Source organism: Brevibacillus brevis (assembly GCF_022026395.1).
In the GTDB taxonomy this organism is placed as follows: domain Bacteria; phylum Bacillota; class Bacilli; order Brevibacillales; family Brevibacillaceae; genus Brevibacillus.
Map to the genome: position 1 here is coordinate 3,329,196 of NZ_CP041767.1, position 18,717 is coordinate 3,347,912.

Consider the following 18,717-nt stretch of genomic DNA (forward strand, 5'->3'; position numbering starts at 1 on the left):
TTTGATCACCCTTCTCTACGTCATGTATTCATTCACTAGCATCCTGAGCAATTGCTGGTAATCTTGCGTCATCTCCGTGACTTTTTCTGCCCGTAGGCAATCAGGGTCGAACACACACACGATATCTATCACGTCTTTTCCTTCCTTAATCCAGAAGGTAAGCTCATGTTCATGATGTGTGAACGTTGCATCTGTAAATGCATTCACACTGCCAAAGAATGGAATAACGGTTCCTTCATTGCGATTTGTCCGCAATTTTTTTAGCCACAACGAGGCTTCCCCCGTCATTTTCTCAATGATCTGTCGTTTCTGTTGCACCTGCTTAAATAGATCGAAGAAGGTGTTGACCTCCAACATGTTCACCCGGAATGGATAGGCATTCGTCTGCAGTTCCTTGGCGGCAGCCACTTCCATATAGAGATCCTGCTGTCCAGTCAATTCCGCCATGAGGTATAGATACATCGAAAGCAGGACGTCTCTCACCTCAACAGCCTCCATTTGACTTACCTGCTGCACATTTTCAAACAGCTCACCAGTAAGTGAGAATTGGACCCGGTTTGTGTCCGCATTCGCTTCTCCACTAGCCCAATACTGAGGAGGCAGCTCTATCAACGAGACACGATCCAGCTCCTTCAACCAATAGGTGGCCGTATCGGTTTCCTCATGTTCATCTGTCAGGTCTAAAGCCGCATTCTTCAAAAAGTTGGTTAGGCTTGACAGCGTAGGATGTGCGAACAAATCGGCAATTCGAACCAGTCCAGGGTAAAGCTGTTCAAGCTTGGCATGCACTTGCACCAGTAAAAGCGAAGTACCGCCTATTTGGAAGAAGTTATCCTGCATACCGACCGTTTCACGTTTCAGCACTTCCTGCCAGATGCCTGCCACCTGTTCTTCCAGTCTGGTAGCCGGGGCTTGATATTCGGTGTGACTGCTGTGTTGGATTGCATCTGGCTCTGGCAATGATTTGCGATCCAGTTTTCCGTTTGGTGTCAGCGGCCACATACTCATATGTGTATAGAAATGTGGAATCATGTAATCGGGTAAACTTTTGCTCAGCATCGCTCGCAATTCATCACTGTCCAACATTTGCGGACCCATATAGTAGGCAGCCAGATAAGGATTGCTGGCGGTATCTCGCACACTGACCACCGCTTCCGTAATATCCGGATGCTGAGAAAGGGCAGATTCAATCTCACCCAATTCGATTCGATAACCGCGCACTTTGCACTGAAAGTCAGATCGTCCCACGTATTCAATACGCCCATCCGGCAGCCATCTCGCGAGATCACCTGTTTTGTACATGCGTTGACCAGGTTGAAACGGATTAGGGATAAAGCGCTCAGCCGTTAGTGTTGGCTGACCAAAGTAGCCTCTCGTTACCCCATCTCCTGCAATGTAAAGATCACCATTGATCTTCATCGGCTGCACTTGCAGATGCTCATCGAGGATGTAGACTTGTGTATTGGGCAACGGTGCTCCAATCGTTACTTCCTCTGCGTCTGTCAAGTCCTGCACCGTAGACCAGATCGTTGTTTCAGTCGGACCGTACAGATTGTAAAGTCTCGCCTTGGTCTGTCCACGAAGCCGTTGGAACAAAGACGTTGAAAGAGCTTCTCCTCCAATCAGGATTGCTTTCAGGCAGTCAAGTGCGTGCAAGTTGCTCTTCTCTTCCAGCATGAGCTGCAGTCGGGATGGAGTCAGTTGAAGGAACGTGATCTCTTCCTGCAAAATCAACTCCTTGAGCACCTGCGGGTCTGCTTGCTGCTGTTCGGTTGCAATGACTACGGTCATCCCTTTCGTCAGCGGTACAATCGTTTCAAGCAGAAAAATATCAAACGAAATCGTCGTCACAGCCAGCATTTTGTCTGCACTGGCAAAATCGATGTGTTCCCCGATCCCCGAGCAGAAGTTCATCAAATTGCGGTGCTCAACCATGACGCCCTTAGGCTTGCCTGTAGATCCCGATGTGTAAATGACATAGGCGAGATCGCCAGGTGCAGACTGTGTTGGAAGATTCGAGTCTTCTGCCGTCTCTATCCGGGAATCGTTTACGTCCACTCGGTCAACACTTCCCCACTGCTTCTCTGCAAGAGAATCATGGGTTAAGACGAGGCGAGTCATGCTATTTTCCAGAACATAGGAGATACGTTCTTCTGGATAGTCCGGATCAATCGGAACAAACGCAGCTCCTGCTTTCAAGATCGCCAAGAGTCCGACCATCATTTCCACGGAACGATTCGTCAAAAGGCCCACGCAAGTATCAGCAGTGACGCCGTGTTCCTTGATCACACGAGCAACTTGATTTGCACGCTTATTTAAATCTGAATAAGTAACTTTCTTATCTCCGCACGATACAGCTAGCGCGTTTGGCTGTGTTGCCGCTACTTCTTCAAAAAGCTGGATGACTGTTTTTTCACGTGAGTATTCCAAGCTTGTGTCATTCCATTGCTCAATCAGCAGCAAACGTTCTTCTTCTGCTAGCATGGATATCTTACCGATCAACTGTTCAGGATTTTCCACCATCTGCTCCAGAATCTTCTGGAAGTGTGTGGACATCGACGTGATCGTCTCTTTGCTGAACAGCTTGTTGCTGTATTCGATATCGACAATCAGGCGCTGTTCTCGCTCGATGATGTCAAAGGTCAGATCAAACTGGGCAGAGCGTTGTTCAAATGGATAAGGAGAGAGCGTAAGGCCATTTGCACTCATGCTTCCCTTCGCGTCGCCGGTATTTTGCAAAATGAACATCACATCAAACAGCGGGTTGCGCGCCGTATCTTTTGGCAGCATCAGACGATCCACCAGCATTTCGAACGGATAGTCGGCATGAGAGAGCGCAGCTAATGCCCGTTCCTTTACTTCCTGAAGGAAATCCGCTACGGTTCGGTCGCTTCGCGGGAAGTTTCTCATCGCCAGTGTGTTCAGAAAGACACCCACGATGTTTTCCAGGTCTGCATGGTGACGGCCAGCCACTGGCGATCCAATGATAATGTCTTCTTCGCCAGCGTATTTCGACAACATAATGGTGAGCGCTCCCAGCAACGTCATGTACAAGGTTGCCCCATTGTTTTTTGCCAGTCCTAGTACCTTCTCTGTCATCTCTTGAGGAATCTCAAAGGTCAGGACATCTCCCTCGAAGCTCTGAACGGACGGTCGCGGGTGGTCTGTAGGCAGATTAAGCACAGGAAGTTCTCCATCCAGCTCTCCCTGCCAGAATTTCTCCTGAGCAGCCAATACCCCATTGCCAAGTTGTTCGGTTTGCCACACGCTGTAGTCTTTATATTGAATCCGCAGCTCGGGCAACTCGAGTCCCTGATACAATTGGAAGAACTCGCGGATCAAAATGTTGATGGACACACCATCGGAAACAATGTGATGCATGTCGAACAGCAACAAGTGTTTGTTGACATCAATGCGAATGAGCATCCCGCGAACAAGCGGCGCTTTTGACAAGTCAAATGGTTGGATGAATTGTTCGACCGTTTTCTTGGCCTCGTTCTCGTCGACTTCGCTATACGCCAACGTAAAATCTACGCTCGGGTGAACGGTTTGCATCAAAGCTCCATCCACGATGGTAAATGAGGTTCGCAACGACTCATGACGCTGAACCAACGAGACAAATGCACGTTCGAAAGCCTCTCTATCTAGCTCTCCTTCAAGCATCATGACAGTTGGGATGTTATAGGCAACTGCCCCTTCCTGCATTTGTTCCAGCACATAAATTCTTTGCTGAGACGAGGTGGCGGGGTAAGCATCCCGATGCTCTGCTACAGGAATCGCTGACACAGATGTTTCTTCGTTCGGAGCCATCAACATAGCCAATTGACGAATCGTCGGTGTCTGAAACAGGTCGGTGATCGTCATCTCTTTTTGCAACTGCTTGGTGACACGGGAAACGATACCGATTGCCAAAAGAGAATCGCCACCCAGTCTGAAAAAGTCGTCGTCGATGCTCAGTTCGGTGTAACCCAGCACATCAGACCAAATCTGACCTAAGGCAAGCTCCAAGGACGTGTAATGATCGCCTTCCTCCCTGCCAGACAAAACAACACGATTTTGCATAATCACTGCGGGTAGTGCTTCGCGTTCTTCATGAGACTTTCTGCTTGCAAATATCGAATCTCCTAGCTTTACTTTCAGAGACGGTGCCCATTCCTTCAGCACTTTCAAATCAAACTGTCCAATGATCAGGTGCTCAGTTTGGCAAGACAGCGATGCATCGAAGGCTTGAATGGCTCCATCCATCGGCATGTATCCGATAAAACCAGGACCTGTTATTCCTTCAAACGCATACCAGTTCAAAGCTATCGTTGGTTTTCCCGTTCGACTGCGAGCGGCACTATAGGCATCCAGGAAGCAGTTGGAGGAGACATAGTCACTTCCAGTCGCTCCACCCCAAATCGAAGCAAGTGATGAGAAGATGACAAAGAAATCCAAATGCTCTGGTTCAGCTATCTGATCGAGTATGACTGTGCCTGCCATCTTCGCTTTCAAACCATTTTGAAAATCGGAAAACTTCTTCGTCTGAATCGTCTCGAAGGTGATATGCGCCGCGGATTGAATAATCCCGTTGATCGGTCCGTAACGGGCTCGGACTTGCTCCGAAATATCCTCCATCTGCTGACGGTCAGACACGTCGGCTGCATAGCAGACTACCTGCGCTCCCATTTCCTCCAGCTCAAGCAGCGCTTTCAGCTTTCGTGCTTCAGCAGCACTGCAGTCTGGATGCTGTAAACGCTCACGCCATTCGTGGTTAGGTGGAAGTGGTGAACGATTAATCAGCACGAGCGTGACATTTTTTTGCGCGGCCAGATGCTTACTAAATGCCAGTCCCAGTTTTCCTGTACCTCCAGCGATCAAGTAAACGCCATTTTCGCGTATCTCTACGGGCCGCTTCGGGATTTGATCGATATCGCAGCGATTCATTTCTGGGACGATACGATTTCCTCTATAGGCAACCAATGTGTCATCCCGATTGCAGCGAATTTCCGCTAGAAGCTGGCCTGCTAACTGCGATACGGACAGCCCCTCAGTTGCTAGATCCAAACTAAAGCATTGCAGTTTTGGATTTTCCTGAGAGATAACCTTGGCAAGACCGAACAAGGGAGCTTTTTCTGAGAAAACAGGTCCGTTGTCATCCACTGCTTGTGCGTAGTTCGAAACGATCCGTAAATCAATCACCTGCTTCAGATCCAGCTCCAGCAACACTTGTGTCAAATGAAACAGACTGTAAACTCCCAGGTGTTGCGCTGATTCAAGAGCCTCAAGCTGTTCGCGATCATTTGGCTGCTGAGCACCCGAGGTCAAGCTCCATAAATGGATAATTCCAGTCAGCTTTTCCTTTTTGTCTCCAAGTCTCTCGAACACACGCCGCAGATCTTCTGGCTGGCTGGGATCTAGGATAAACTCGTGGGAAGAAACGTAGGCAAAAGCCTCACCGCTGCGGAGTCTGAACACTTCATGTCCTTCCGATGACATCGCATCAGCCAGCGTTTCTCCAACACCGCCTTCATCTTGAAGCACCAGCCAGATTCCTGAACGCTGGGTCTGAGAATTGGCTGTCAGCTCTTTTGTTTGCCAGTTGATCTGGTAGAGCCACTCCCGATACTCTTGTGGCGTATACGCTGAATGTCCGATCAATAACGCTGAATCAGACAGATCACCCAGCGCTGTTGACGACGGATAAATGGCAACCGATTGATAGTTCGTATCTCGAAGCGCCTTTTCCCAACGTAACGCATCCATCAGTCTGTTTTGCGGTCGCAGATCGGTGTCTTTGTGCTGCCACCAGTCTGCGGCAAGCCCCCCGATCACATTTGCCGTTGAACGATTTTTCACGAGCTCGATCGCAAACAGCACGCCTTTCTCTGCAAGCAACTGATGCAATATCGATAAGGATGCCCGAACATCCTTCGTCCTGTGTATAGCATTATTGGCGATAATCACATCGTACGCGTGTAGTTCGAAGGCTTGTTCGGCTGGGTCCTGCTCCATGTCGAACGAGCGGAACTGCACAAACGGGTACACCTCTTGGAACTCTTTTTCTGCCTCTGCGAGAGACGATTGCGCACGATCCGTAAACGTGTAGGTGACATCTTGTTTCTCAATCTTCGGCAGCAATAAGCGAGTCAGACTACTGGAACCGCCCCCGAGCTCCAAAATACGGACGGGACGGCTAAACGAATGGATGTATTGAGCAATGGTTTCCACTGCCATAAGTCCAGAAGGGTTTCCAAGAGTAATGCGATCCGCATATGGCTTAAATAAGTTAGTAGTACTGTCGGTCGACACCCGAACGTTCTGCCCCGTCATGATCGTTGTGTAATGAGCAAAACACGCTTTCAATTGAGAGAACGTATCCCGCTCATTCGGATAGCGATCCAGACAATCCTGATAAAACGTTTCCGTATCAAGGCCCACTGCATGTGCAGATAGACGGTATGTTCCTTCAACGTGTTCAACCAGAGACGCCTTAACGACAAGCCCAAGCATGAGTTGGAAGAGATGTTCATTTCTTCCATCAATCCCTACAGCTTCACGCAATTCTTCCAGCGTGTATGTTTGATCCTGCTTGTGGAAAACACCCAGTTGCTTGAAGCACGCAAGCGATGACAAGCCGGAATAAAAAATCTCATTCTCTTCCAAATCTGTTTGCTTTCGGACATTCACTTGATTCAGTAAGGTTTCCCCAAAAGTAAAGAAGGTGGAAGCAATTTTATGCACATCTGCTATTTCGTTCTTATGAATCGCCTCAGATGCTCCGGCAGTGGACCGCTCTGCCATGTCGTTTGCAGATTGATCAGATTCCACCCAGTGACGGGTTTTGGCAAAGGAATAGGTTGGCAAAGGTACCTTCTTCCATTTGACAGGACGGTAATATTCAAGCCAATTGATAGGCACCCCGGTCACGTACTGTTTTGCCGTTTCTACTGGGTTAGCGCTGTCTATTTGCACGCTGATCGTCAATGCACTTTCACCACGTGAATTCAGTACTCCGTAGAATACCTCGTTCCCATCAACAATCGGAGCACCGTCCTCTGTCCGATCTCCCGCGCACAGGCGATGGATCTTCTGCAAAAAGTCCTCTTTGCTGTTGATAATGAAGGCAAGGCGATATCGATAGTGTCCGCGCCCAATATTGGCAGTAGCGCACATATCCAAAAGGGAATGCTCAGAAGGCCCCGATAAAAATGCTTGGTATTTCTCGAGCAAATCCCATAGTGAGTCACTTGTTTTGGCAGATAACGTAATGAGGTAATCACCAGCTCCAGTGACGGCTGTCGCCTCGCGCCCAGGAGGCTCTTCCAATAGGACGTGGGCGTTTGTCCCGCTCAGGCCGAATGCACTTACCCCGGCTCTCCTCACAGGTTGGTCCGCCTCGACATCCCAAGCCTTTAGTACATCATTGATATAAACAGGCGAATCAATAAAAGGAATTAAGGTATTCGGCCGTTTCACATGCAGCGTCGGCGGAATCTGACGATGTTTCATCATCAGAACCGTTTTAATGATCCCAGCTACACCTGATGCTGCTATCGTGTGCCCGATATTGCTTTTGACCGAGCCTATTGCGCAAAATTGCTTTCGTTTTGAAACCTTCTGAAAGGCATGCATGATCCCCTCAATCTCGACAGGATCACCTAATCTGGTCCCGGTCCCATGTGCCTCAATATAAGAGATGCTCTCCGGATTGATTCGCGCCCGCTCCCAGGTTGTTCGCAACAAAGCAGACTGAGAAATCGCATTGGGCGCTGTAATGCTGGTAGAACGACCATCACAGTTGACCGCCGTGCTTTTGATTACCGCATGGATGTAATCGTTATCCTTGACTGCTTGTTCGTATGACTTCAAAAGAACAGCGCCAAGACCTTCTCCCCATACTGTTCCATCAGCAAAATCATCAAATGCTTTGGTTTTTCGGTCTACAGAAACGATGCCAAAGTCAGTATCTTGTTGAATCGGAAACAGGGAAAGGTTAACTCCACCTACAAGAGCCATTCGACAATCGTTATTTCCAATGGCATGACATGCTTGGTGCAGAGCGACCAAGGAGGAAGAGCAAGATGTATTAATCAATTGGCTCGGACCTGACAAATTCAGCAAATAGGAAATTCGTGAAGCGATAATTGCTGCAACGTTGCCAGCAAGCGAAGACGAATCAACGTTTTTCAACACACGCTGGTATTGGGATTCATTGTCACAATATCCCAGAAATACGCCGGTAGGTGAACCGCTGATCATCTTCTCGCTATACCCGGCATGTTCAAATGTTTCCCATGCCAACTCCAGAAACATCCGCTGATAAGGATCCATGGTTCGAGCCTCTGCAGGTGAGATCTCGAAAAACGCATGATCAAACAAATCCACGTGATCGAGATATCCCATCCGCTCATACTTAAAATCTTTGCCGTTAAAAAATTCTCTCGCTACCCTCTCGACGTCTGGACGCCTTGCAGCAGGGATATCGCCAATTGAATCATGCCCCTGTTTCAAATTGTTCCAGTATTCTTCGAGGCTGTTGGCTCCGGGAAAACGACAAGCCATACCGATGATCGCGATATCTTGGCGCGTATTCACGTTGGCAGAGGACAGTTCTTTCAGCAAGGGGAGTGCTTCCTTCTCTTGCAGCCGATGAGCTGCCACTTGCTCCAAGATGTATTTTTTTAGCAAACTCATCCTAATTCCCCTTTCTTTTGTCGATCAGCTCGGCACCCTTGTCTACGGAGAGAACTCCCTCCTTGACCTCCCTCAGCAATTCCAGAAGGGATTCATCATCATCGCTTTGATCTTCCATAGATGCAAACTGATCCTGTTTTCTTTGTTCGAGAAAATCCACAAACATGGCAATCGTATAGTAGGAAAACAAATGCGCGACACTAATCTCGCTATCCACTTGTTTTACAATTTGCGCATGCATTTTAAGCAACAGCAGGGAATTCCCTCCCAGCTGGAAAAAGCTGTCGTGTACCCCCACTTTTTCGATTCCCAAGATTTCTTTCCAGATGGTAACCAGCTGTTCTTCCTTCTCGTTTCGTGGGGCTACATATTCAGCATCGGACGCCTGCTGTTCATCCACTTCAGGCAATAGCTTGCGATTGATCTTGCCCCCTGCTGTCAAAGGCATTTTTTCAATGCTGACAAAAAAGGAAGGGATCATGTGATCGGGAAGCCGCTCGCTGAGATAACCACGCAGGTCACTTGCGGTTAATTCCTGAGCATTCGTTACGTAGTACGCGCACAATCGAGCCTTCTCTTCTTGAAATAGCACGGCACATTCTTTTACTAGCGGGTGGGACAATAAAACCTCATCAATCTCGCCCAATTCAATTCGGTGCCCGCGTACTTTTACTTGATGATCGATGCGACCGCAGAACTTGATATTGCCATTCGGCAGATAACGCCCAAGGTCACCTGTCCGATAAAGCTTTTGATAGCCAATTTCCGGATAAGGGTTGTCAACAAAGCTGGTAGCAGTTTTCTCGGGATCATGCAAGTACCCATGCCCCAAGCACAAGCCTGTTATATAAATCTCCCCTTGATGTCCCGCCGGAACAAGTTTGCGATTTGAATCCAGCAGCAAGATTTTCGTATTGGCTATCGGCTTTCCAATCGGGATCGGCCCCTGATGGGTATGGTCGATCTCAAAGTAGATGACACCAATAGACGTCTCTGTCGGTCCATACAGATTCGTGATACGAACGTGGGGAAATCGCTGAAGAAACAGATGTACGGTGTGAGCCGTGATTTCCTCTCCGCCCAAGATCAGGTGGCGAATCGAAGAAAGTGAATCGTGTATGTCCAACCGTGTTTCCATTTGATCCACCAGCAGATTGAACACAGACGGCACAAAGTCCGTAATCGTAATCTGATAGGTTGAAATGGCGTGTAACACTTGATCGAGCGTCATCTCGAATTCCGGAATCGGCAATACCGTACGGCCACCATGCAAGAGCGGCCAGAATAGTTGCCAGACCGAACTATCGTAATGGTGGGGAGTCGTCTGGAAAATGGCGTCCTGTTCCGTACAACCGTAATGTTCATCCATCCAGCGAAACCGGTTGAAAATACCGATATGAGGAACAACTGCTCCTTTTGGTTTGCCAGTGGAACCAGATGTATAGATCACATAGATCGGGTCGTCCACATCTACCTGGACATTCAAGTCCTGTTCTTCCCGGATATCGTCCGCATCGACGATTACAGCGCGTGTCCATTGCACGAATGACGGTTCCTGGCGTATTTCTGGCCCGATTAGCGTCACCGGACAATCCAATTCATCCAGTAGCTGCTTTTTCCGTTCGCTCGGACTTTGGACGTCTAGCGGGACAAAGGCCGCACCTGTTTTCATCACAGCTAGCAGGGAAATGACCAGATTCAAGCTACGATTCATCAAGACCGGAACATAGCTTCCTCTCCCAATGCCACTCTCCTTCAACATCCGCGCAAGGCAATTGGCTTTGCCATTAAGTTGAGCGTAAGTAAGGGTTTTGTTGCCAAATACAGCGGCCGTTAGATGCGGCGTCCGCGCTGCCTGTTCCTCGATCAGTTGATGAATCGGCTTGGAAGCAGAATGAGGAACGTCCGTCTGATTGCGGGTATACAACAGATCCGTCCGCTCCGCCTCTGTCAACATATCGATTGTCTGGACGGACCGTTTAGGATCGACGACGACTTCACGAAGAATTTGTTGATAATGCCCAATCATCCGTTCGATGACAGCCTCTTGGAACTGCTCGCCCGCATATCGCACGCGTCCGGTCATTCCATCTTCTGTTTGCTTGCATGCAAATACCACTTGCAGAGACAAGCCTTCTAAAGCAGCAATATCTTGCACGTTTTCGAGTACGAAGGCTGTATCCAGCAGTGTCTTCCTATCTGTGTTGGATAGATCAAGCCATTGCATCATTTGCGAAAACGGATAGTTCTGATGCTCCATTGCCTCTTTGACTAGCTGCTTACCCTCTTTCGCCACTTCTGCAAAAGTAGCTTCTTGATGCATCCGTACACGCAGCGGCAGCACCCGATTCCAAGCATTAGGGGGAAGCGGATTCTGAAAGACGGGCGTGAGAATGATCATGTCGTCTGTCTGCTTATACCGATTCAGCATGATTTGAAATGTCGACAGAAGGAACAGGTAGAGCTTCATCGGATGATGACCGCAATGGGCCGCAATGGCAGCGTTCAAATCATCTGGAAAGACAAACGATATTTCTTTTGTCTCCTCCTCCCCAACGCCTTCCTTCTCCGTCCCTTCGGTTGGAAGGAGGGAGAGCGTCCACTCCCCCTGTAACTTCTCTTGCCAGTACTGCTCCTCCCGGCTAAATTTCCGACTGGTTAGCAGAATGTTTTGCGAAATAGTATTCTCCATATGCCCTCCCCCTCTTACTCACCGCTTGCTCTAAAATTCAAAATCCCAATCGACGCCCTGTGCTTGAATAAGGGCTACCTCACGGGTCAATTCAAAGTCTTGCAGGAGGCGCTGGGGATCTTCCATCACCTGCTGCAACAAGCTTTTGAAGTCACTCACAAACTGCTCCATCGTCTCTCTGCGGAACAGGTCACTGCGGTAATCCAGCTTACATGTAAGTCTGTCGAAAACCGGATAAGCCGACAGATGAAGGTCAAGCTTAGCCGTCTTGTTTTGCAGGGGATAGTTTTTGACGATCATTCCCTCAAGCTCCAGTTCCCCTTCTGGATTGTCCATGTTTTGCAGGACGAAAATTGTATCAAAAAGAGGCTGACGACCTGTATTTGGTTCAAGACCAAGAGTCTGGACAAACAAATCAATCGGGTAATCCGCTTGTTCAAAAGAGGCAAGCGTATGCTCGCGGACCTCCGCAAGAAACTCGCGATAGGTTTTCTCGCCTTTTGGATAATTTCGTAAAGGAATCGTGTTGATAAACATCCCAATCACTTCATCAAACTCTGCAAATTTACGGCCAGCTACTGGAGTTCCGACAACGACATCCTCTTGACCGCTGTATTTTGCAAGCAGCATGTTGTAAACCGACAGCAGTACCATGTAAAGTGTCGCATGTTCCTGCGTTGCCAATTCCAGCAACCGCTGCCTCTCCTCAGCCGATATATCAAACTCAATCGTCGCACCAGGATACGTAAGAGATTCTGGCCTTTCATAATCAGTCGGAATCGATAGTAGTGGAGCCGGGCTGGTAAACAAGTCTGCCCAATAGTCAGCTTGAAGCTCCCCTGACTCAAGTGCAGATTCCTGCCAAACAGCAAACTCTTTTTGCTGGACGTCCAATACAGGAAGTGTCACACCTGCATAGAGACGAACAAAGTCCTCTACGAGAATATCCATGGATACACCGTCTGAAACGATATGGTGCATGTCGAACATCAAGAGATGCTTTTCCGGAGCAATCCTGATTAGCCCTGCACGCAACAAGGGTGCTTGACGCAAGTCGAATGGTCGTACAAACGCTGCCAGACTGGCCTCCAACTGCTCTGCACTGGCTTCGCTCACTTCCAAATGGAAGGCCAGCGAATCATGTACAATTTGAACCACTTGCCCATCTCTATAATCAAACGAGGTACGAAGAGATTCATGGCGGTCAACCAATCCTTGAAAAGCATGTTCTACCTTCTCACGGCTCAACTCACCCTCGATGAAACGGGCAGCCGTAATGTGAAGACTTGTGTCTGCCGGATTGACCTGCTGAAGAATAAAGAACTTTCGCTGGGCGGCCGTAACCGGATAGTACGTTCTGGCTTCGACTGAGAATCGTCTCTTCGTAATGGTCTTGTCTGCGCCATCTATCACCTTGCCAAGCTCCTGAATCGTTGGGTGATTAAACAAGGTTCGCAGTGGAAGCTGAACGCCAAATTGTTGTGCAACCTGGGCAGCTACCGCGTTGATTTTTAACGAGTGCCCCCCTAGAGCGAAAAAATTGTCCCGAGCACTGATTGTGTTTGGATCGAGCTGTAACACATGCGCCCAGATGTGGGTGAGAGCTTTTTCCGTCTCGGTTGTCGCTGACACCAAAATAGATGTGTCGACCCGATCCTGTATGCCGGGCTTCGGCAAAGCCCCTCTGTCCACTTTTCCGTTAGGGGTAAGTGGCAATACGGTTTGTTTTACATAGTGCATCGGCACCATGTATTCCGGAAGCACAGTAAACAGATAATCACGCACATCTCGTGCGGAAAATTCCTCCTGGGGAACGACATAGGCACATAAGTACTTTGCACCTGTTTCCTCTGAAAGCGCCAAGACCACTGCGTCTTTAACCGCTGGATGTCTACGCATCACCTGTTCAATTTCACTTAATTCGATTCGGTAACCCCGAATCTTGACTTGATTGTCCATTCTCCCGAAGTACTCAATATATCCGTCCTCCGTGATCCGTCCGACATCACCTGTACGGTAGAGTACTTGGTAGTCAGGGTCTTCTACCCAGTTGGCATACGGATTTGCTACAAAAACTTTTTGTGTCCGTACCTCATCTTTGTAGTAGCCGTATCCAACCCCCGGACCTGCTACACAAATTTCTCCTTTTACGCCTCGTGGGCAAATACACTGATTTTGATCGAGTATGTAAATATGAGTGTTCTGGATCGGTATGCCGATAGGAACCACAATCTGCTGATCGCTGGGCATCCCCCGAATAATGTGGTGCGTAATATCATCGGATGCTTCCGTTGGCCCGTACATATTCACCAATGGAATTTCCGTATAGCAGGCAAACCAGCGTCTTACCAGAGGAGCTGGCAACTCCTCTCCTGTCACTGCCATCCATCGCAGATCAGGGAAGCTGCGTTCGGAGTCCGGCCATTCTTGGACGAGATCAAGCAGCACGGAGAGCAGAGAAGGTACCACTTCCGCTACGGTGACGCGGTTGGAACGGAGTACGTTATGAAGAGCCTGCGTATCCATTACCGTCTCTGTATCGACCACTTGCACAGAGCCACCCACCAGCAGAACAGCCAGATATTGCCAAACGGAAATGTCGAAGCAAAGCGAAGCCGTTTGTGCGACAAGATCATCTTCGCAGAGGGATAGGTCGTTGATTTTAGCGAAAATGTGGTTAATCATTCCGCGATGGTGCACCATTACGCCTTTTGGTTGTCCAGTCGTGCCCGATGTGAAGATGATGTAAGCCAGGTCTGTTCCCGCACTCTCCCGACCGATGTTCTCTCCCGATAGTGACTCTACGGATTGATCGGATGAACCAAAGACATAGAGATACTTCAGCTCAGGCGAGGATGCTTGAATCTGCTCCAATCCATCTAGCAAGTCAGGCTGAGTGATTAACCCTGCAATCTCGCTCTTTTGCACGATGTACAGGATCCGATGCTGCGGATAGTCTGGATCAATCGGTACGTAGGCTCCTCCCGCTTTGAACACTGCAAGAATCGCAACTAGCGTATCCACGTTACGCTTCATATAGATACCGATTTTTGTGCCAGGTCGTAATCCTTGCTGGATAAAATGGCGCGCAAGTCGGTTGGATCTCTCGTTTAATTCCTGGTAGGTTAACGTTGATTTTCCGTCTGTAACCGCTTTGCGATGAGGCGTCTTTTTTACTTGCTCCTCAAAGAGGTGATCAAAGCTCTGATCGCGCGGAAAATCAATCCGATTGTCGTTGAATGAAAGAACTAACTCACGTACCTCAGCCTCAGATAAGCACGCGATCTCGGCGATTTTTTGATTCGGGTGGGTTACGATGACCTGATAGATACGGACCAAGTGCTCCATCATCCGTTCCATCATGCTGAGTTGGTATCTTTGCCCCACGTAACGCACAAGTAATTCGAGCGAGTTCCCCTTTTTAGAAAAGAGGAGCTGCAACTCGCTCGATACCTGTTCCAGGCTGTCCTGATCATGAAGAACGTCCAATAAGCAAGTCGCCTCAAAGAACGGTGTGCTGTTCCCCTGCTGCGGTACTTGCAATTCCTCGATCAACCGCAAGATTGGGTAGTTCTGATGTTCCACAGCTGCCTTTAAGGTCTGCCGAACTTCTTGCAGCAGCTCCTTGATGCTCCATTCCGGGAGTACCTGATGACGCAGAGGCAGCACTTTATTCAAGAACTCACCCGGCTCTGTTTGACGAAAGATAGCCGTTCCAACGCATATGTCCTGATGTCCCGTGTATTTGGACAACAAGATGCCCAATCCACTCAGCAAAGCCATGAACAAACGTTGATCTGAGCCATTGCTCAAATGAATCAGTGCCCTGCTCAGTTCGTCCGGAAACACGATGTTCAACCCACGAAGCTCAGACTGACGCTGAAACGAGGCCCGAGAGTCTGTTGGAAGGTCGAGTGAATGAAACTCTCGAGAGAGGTTCTCCATCCAAAAGTCTTTTTCGCGATCAAACTGCCCACTGGCCAGCAAGATGTTTTGTGCCGTTATCGTTGTCAAGCCAATCCCTCTTTTCTGTCAATCATGTATTTCTCAAAAAGCAAAGTCATCGTCGTCCACTTGTCCCTGTGCAACCTGTACTACTCCATGACCGATCTGAAGTTGTCCGATGGTTCGGTTCGGGTGGGCTACCATTTGCTCCAATAGAATGACAAAGTCTTGAGCCATCTTCTCGATTGTTCTTCTGTGATACAAGTTCGTGTTATATTGCCAGTGCATGCATATGTGATCCTCAGCCTTCACCACTTCCAAAGCCAGATCAAGCATGGCAGATTTGCGTCTGAACTCGTACGGTGCAAACTCGATTTGATCGAGACTGACTTTTTGCTGTTCCGCTGCATGATGCAGGGTCAGCATAGCGTCAAACAAGGGGTTTCTTGCTGGATCCCGAGTCAATTGAATCTGGCTTACGAGTTGATCGAATGGATAATCTCCATGCTCAAAACCGCTAAGCACGTTTTGGCGTACCTGCCCGATATACTCTTCGACGGTCAATTCTTTCTTCGGCCAGTTTCGCAAGGCCAAGGTGTTCACAAACATTCCCACAACAGGGGCAAACTCCGCACGTTGTCTACCATCCATGTCGCAACCAACGACGATGTCTTCCTGATTGCTGTATTTCGATAACAAAACAGAATAGACGGCCAACAGAAGCATGTACAGCGTCGTAGAACTTTGACGGGTAAACGAGTCAAGTTTTTCCAGCCATTCTCCAGACAGTTCAGTCAGCAACTCGTCGCCATCAAATGTCATGGTTTGTGGGCGAGGATAGTCGGTCGGGATTGCCAATGGTTGTGGCTGCTCGGAAAATGCTTGCAACCAGTATGCTTCATGCTCGGCCCAGCCGATCTCGGCAGCTTGTTCACTTTGCCACCAAGCAAATTCCTTGGCCTGTACCGACAATTCCGGCAACACCTGTCCTTGGTAGAGGTAACAAAACTCCTCAAGCAAGATAGACTTGGATATGCCATCCGAAATGATATGGTGCATATCGAAAATCAGCAGATGCTCTTCTGATGAAAGCTCAATTAAGCCGATACGAAGCAAAGGTGCTTGCTTTAAATCGAATGGCCGGAAAAAGCGTTCGATTGTCTTTTCCACAGCTTCCTCGTCTGTTTTCCATGTCTCGATCCGTACAGAAAGGTCACTGTGTACTTTTTGTTTCACCTGACCTTCCATCAGATGAAACGAGGTGCGCAGCGCCTCATGTCGTGCGACGAGTTGATCTGCGACGTCTTGCAGACGCCCCGAATCAAGAGAACCGGTGATCCGCATAACTCCCGGTGTATGATAGCTGGTAGCATCTTCTTCCAACTGCCACAACAAGTAAAGCCGCTCTTGCGCACGCGTGACAGGGTAATATTCCTGACCAGAGAGCAAAGTGATCGGTTTTTGCTCCATCTCTTGGAGGCTGCCTGTGATCCGATCCGCCAAACCGCGAATCGTAGGAGCATCAAACAGGTCGCGCATGGAAAGCTTCACTTGAAAGTCACTTTCTACTCTGGATAAAAGCTGAATGGCCTTCAGCGAATGTCCTCCCTGTCCGACAAAGTGATCAAGTACACCAGGGGATGGAATCTGTAAAACATCCGCCCACAACTCAGCCAACTTTTGTTCAATAGGGTTTGCCGGAGGCACGTATTCGCTACTAATGCTTGGCTTTACAGCAGGCAAAGCTTTGCGATCGATCTTGCCATGCGGGGTAAGCGGCATCTCGGACAGTTCCATAAAGTAACTCGGGATCATATATTCGGGGAGCCACTCCTGCAGGTGCACACGAAGGCCATCCGGTTGAACGCCGTCCTTTTGCACGACATAGTAGCAAGCTAGTTCGGTCAAGCCCATCTGATCAGTCATAGCCAATACCGCTACCTGGTTCACGGCAGGATGCTGGAGGACGGCGCGTTCCACTTCCTTCAGTTCCACACGATAGCCTCGCACTTGAACCTGATCGTCCATTCGTCCCAGATATTCAAACACTCCCGTTTCACTGAGCAATCCGACATCTCCCGTACGGTAAAGGCGCTCGCCAGTAATGGGATGATGCGTAAAAGCTTTCTCGGTCAACTCAGGCTTGCCCAAATATCCGTCGGTGATGCCAATTCCACCGATACAAATCTCGCCCTTGACATCAGGGGGACAAATTTCCCCCGTTTTGCCAAGGATGAACATATGTGTATTGGCAATAGGTACACCAATAGGGATTCTGAGTGTTTCTTCAGCAGGCTGTTCGGTGCAAAGAAAGACGGACGCGTATATCGCCGATTCTGTCATTCCGTAAATATTGGCGATTCGCGCGACACGAAACAAACGATTCCATTCGCGAACCAGATTAGCGGTCAGTGCTTCTCCTCCATTAAATACCCACTTCAAATTGGGCAACGGATCTGCTTCATTACGAGAGTGCACATGAGCCAGAAACACATTCATCATCGCAGGAACGAACTGGGTGACTGTGATGCGTTGCTCCCGCAGCCAGTCATACAAGGCTCCCGGATCTTTGCCGTCTTCCTCTTTCAAAATAGACAGCTTTGATCCAACCATCAGCGGCCAAAACAATTCCCACACCGAATCTGTAAAAGAGATCGAGGTTTTTTGAGCAACCACGTCTGTCTCGCTTAGTGGAAAAGTCTCCTCTAGCCAAAACAACGTATTCAATACCTGTTTATGCGTAATCATGACGCCTTTTGGCGCACCGGTCGAACCCGATGTGTAGATGACATACGCAACATCATCCTCTGAACCTGCCGGGGCTATCGCCTCTTCCTTTTGACGGCGAATGTCGGACGCTGTATAGACCTTGTATCCTGCGTGATGGAAGGAAGTCTCGTCCAAACAAATGATCGTTTCGATGCTGTCAGGGAGATCCGGTATGATCTCATCCAGATACACGGATTCTGTTACAAGCACCTTGCAGCGACTATCCTGCAAAAGGTATTGAATTCTGGCTCGGGGATAATGCGGATCAACCGGGACGTATCCCCCACCTGCTTGGAGGATTGCAATAACTGCCGCTACCATCCGGGAGCTCCTGTCTGCGAGAATTCCTACGAGTTGCGAAGGAATTACACCCGCATCTTGTAGGATACGGGCTAGCTGATTTGCTTCCGCGTGTAGTTCTGCGTATGTTCTTTCTCGATCCGCCTCTACCACAGCGACTCTATCAGGCGTTTTTTCCGCTTGCCGGGCGAACAGTTCAGCGATGGTTACTTTGTTGCGGTACGGTTTGTCTGTCTGATTGACTCTGGTTAACAAGTTCGCTTCATCATCAGTGAGCAGGTTAAACTCGTTCAGATCCAGATCGAGCTGCATACGTCCATTCATTGCGACTCTTC

Annotated in this window: 4 protein-coding genes; all 4 read right to left on the reverse strand. The window is 48.8% G+C overall.

The window, feature by feature from the left end; all coding sequences use genetic code 11:
• Window positions 1-15: 15 nt before the first annotated feature.
• From edeI to edeL, 4 genes are read right to left on the reverse strand one after another with little or no spacing between them, the layout of a single operon-like run.
• The gene (gene edeI / locus FO446_RS15920; RefSeq protein ID WP_237898498.1) at window positions 16-8,676 is read right to left on the reverse strand and encodes an edeine biosynthesis hybrid PKS-NRPS EdeI; all 8,661 of its coding nucleotides are present in this window, start codon (window positions 8,674-8,676) and stop codon (window positions 16-18) included.
• Window position 8,677: 1 nt separating this feature from the next.
• The gene (edeJ, locus tag FO446_RS15925; RefSeq protein WP_173607815.1) at window positions 8,678-11,368 is read right to left on the reverse strand and encodes an edeine non-ribosomal peptide synthetase EdeJ; all 2,691 of its coding nucleotides are present in this window, start codon (window positions 11,366-11,368) and stop codon (window positions 8,678-8,680) included.
• A gap of 30 nt (window positions 11,369-11,398) precedes the next feature.
• Window positions 11,399-15,382 carry an edeine non-ribosomal peptide synthetase EdeK gene (gene edeK / locus FO446_RS15930; protein WP_173607816.1) on the reverse strand — a complete coding sequence of 1,328 codons (3,984 nt, stop codon included), beginning with the start codon at window positions 15,380-15,382 and terminating at the stop codon, window positions 11,399-11,401.
• Between the two features lie 33 nt (window positions 15,383-15,415).
• Window positions 15,416-18,706 (reverse strand): edeine non-ribosomal peptide synthetase EdeL, encoded by a 3,291-nt coding sequence (edeL, locus tag FO446_RS15935; RefSeq protein WP_237898502.1) that lies wholly within the window; start codon window positions 18,704-18,706, stop codon window positions 15,416-15,418.
• Between the last annotated feature and the right edge of the window lie 11 nt (window positions 18,707-18,717).

Excerpts from the sequence above, each read along its gene's own strand:
- edeL (WP_237898502.1), bottom strand. The coding sequence starts at position 18,706 with ATGAATGGACGTATGCAGCTCGATCTGGATCTGAACGAGTTTAACCTG.
- edeJ (WP_173607815.1), bottom strand. The coding sequence starts at position 11,368 with ATGGAGAATACTATTTCGCAAAACATTCTGCTAACCAGTCGGAAATTT.
- edeI (WP_237898498.1), bottom strand. The coding sequence starts at position 8,676 with ATGAGTTTGCTAAAAAAATACATCTTGGAGCAAGTGGCAGCTCATCGG.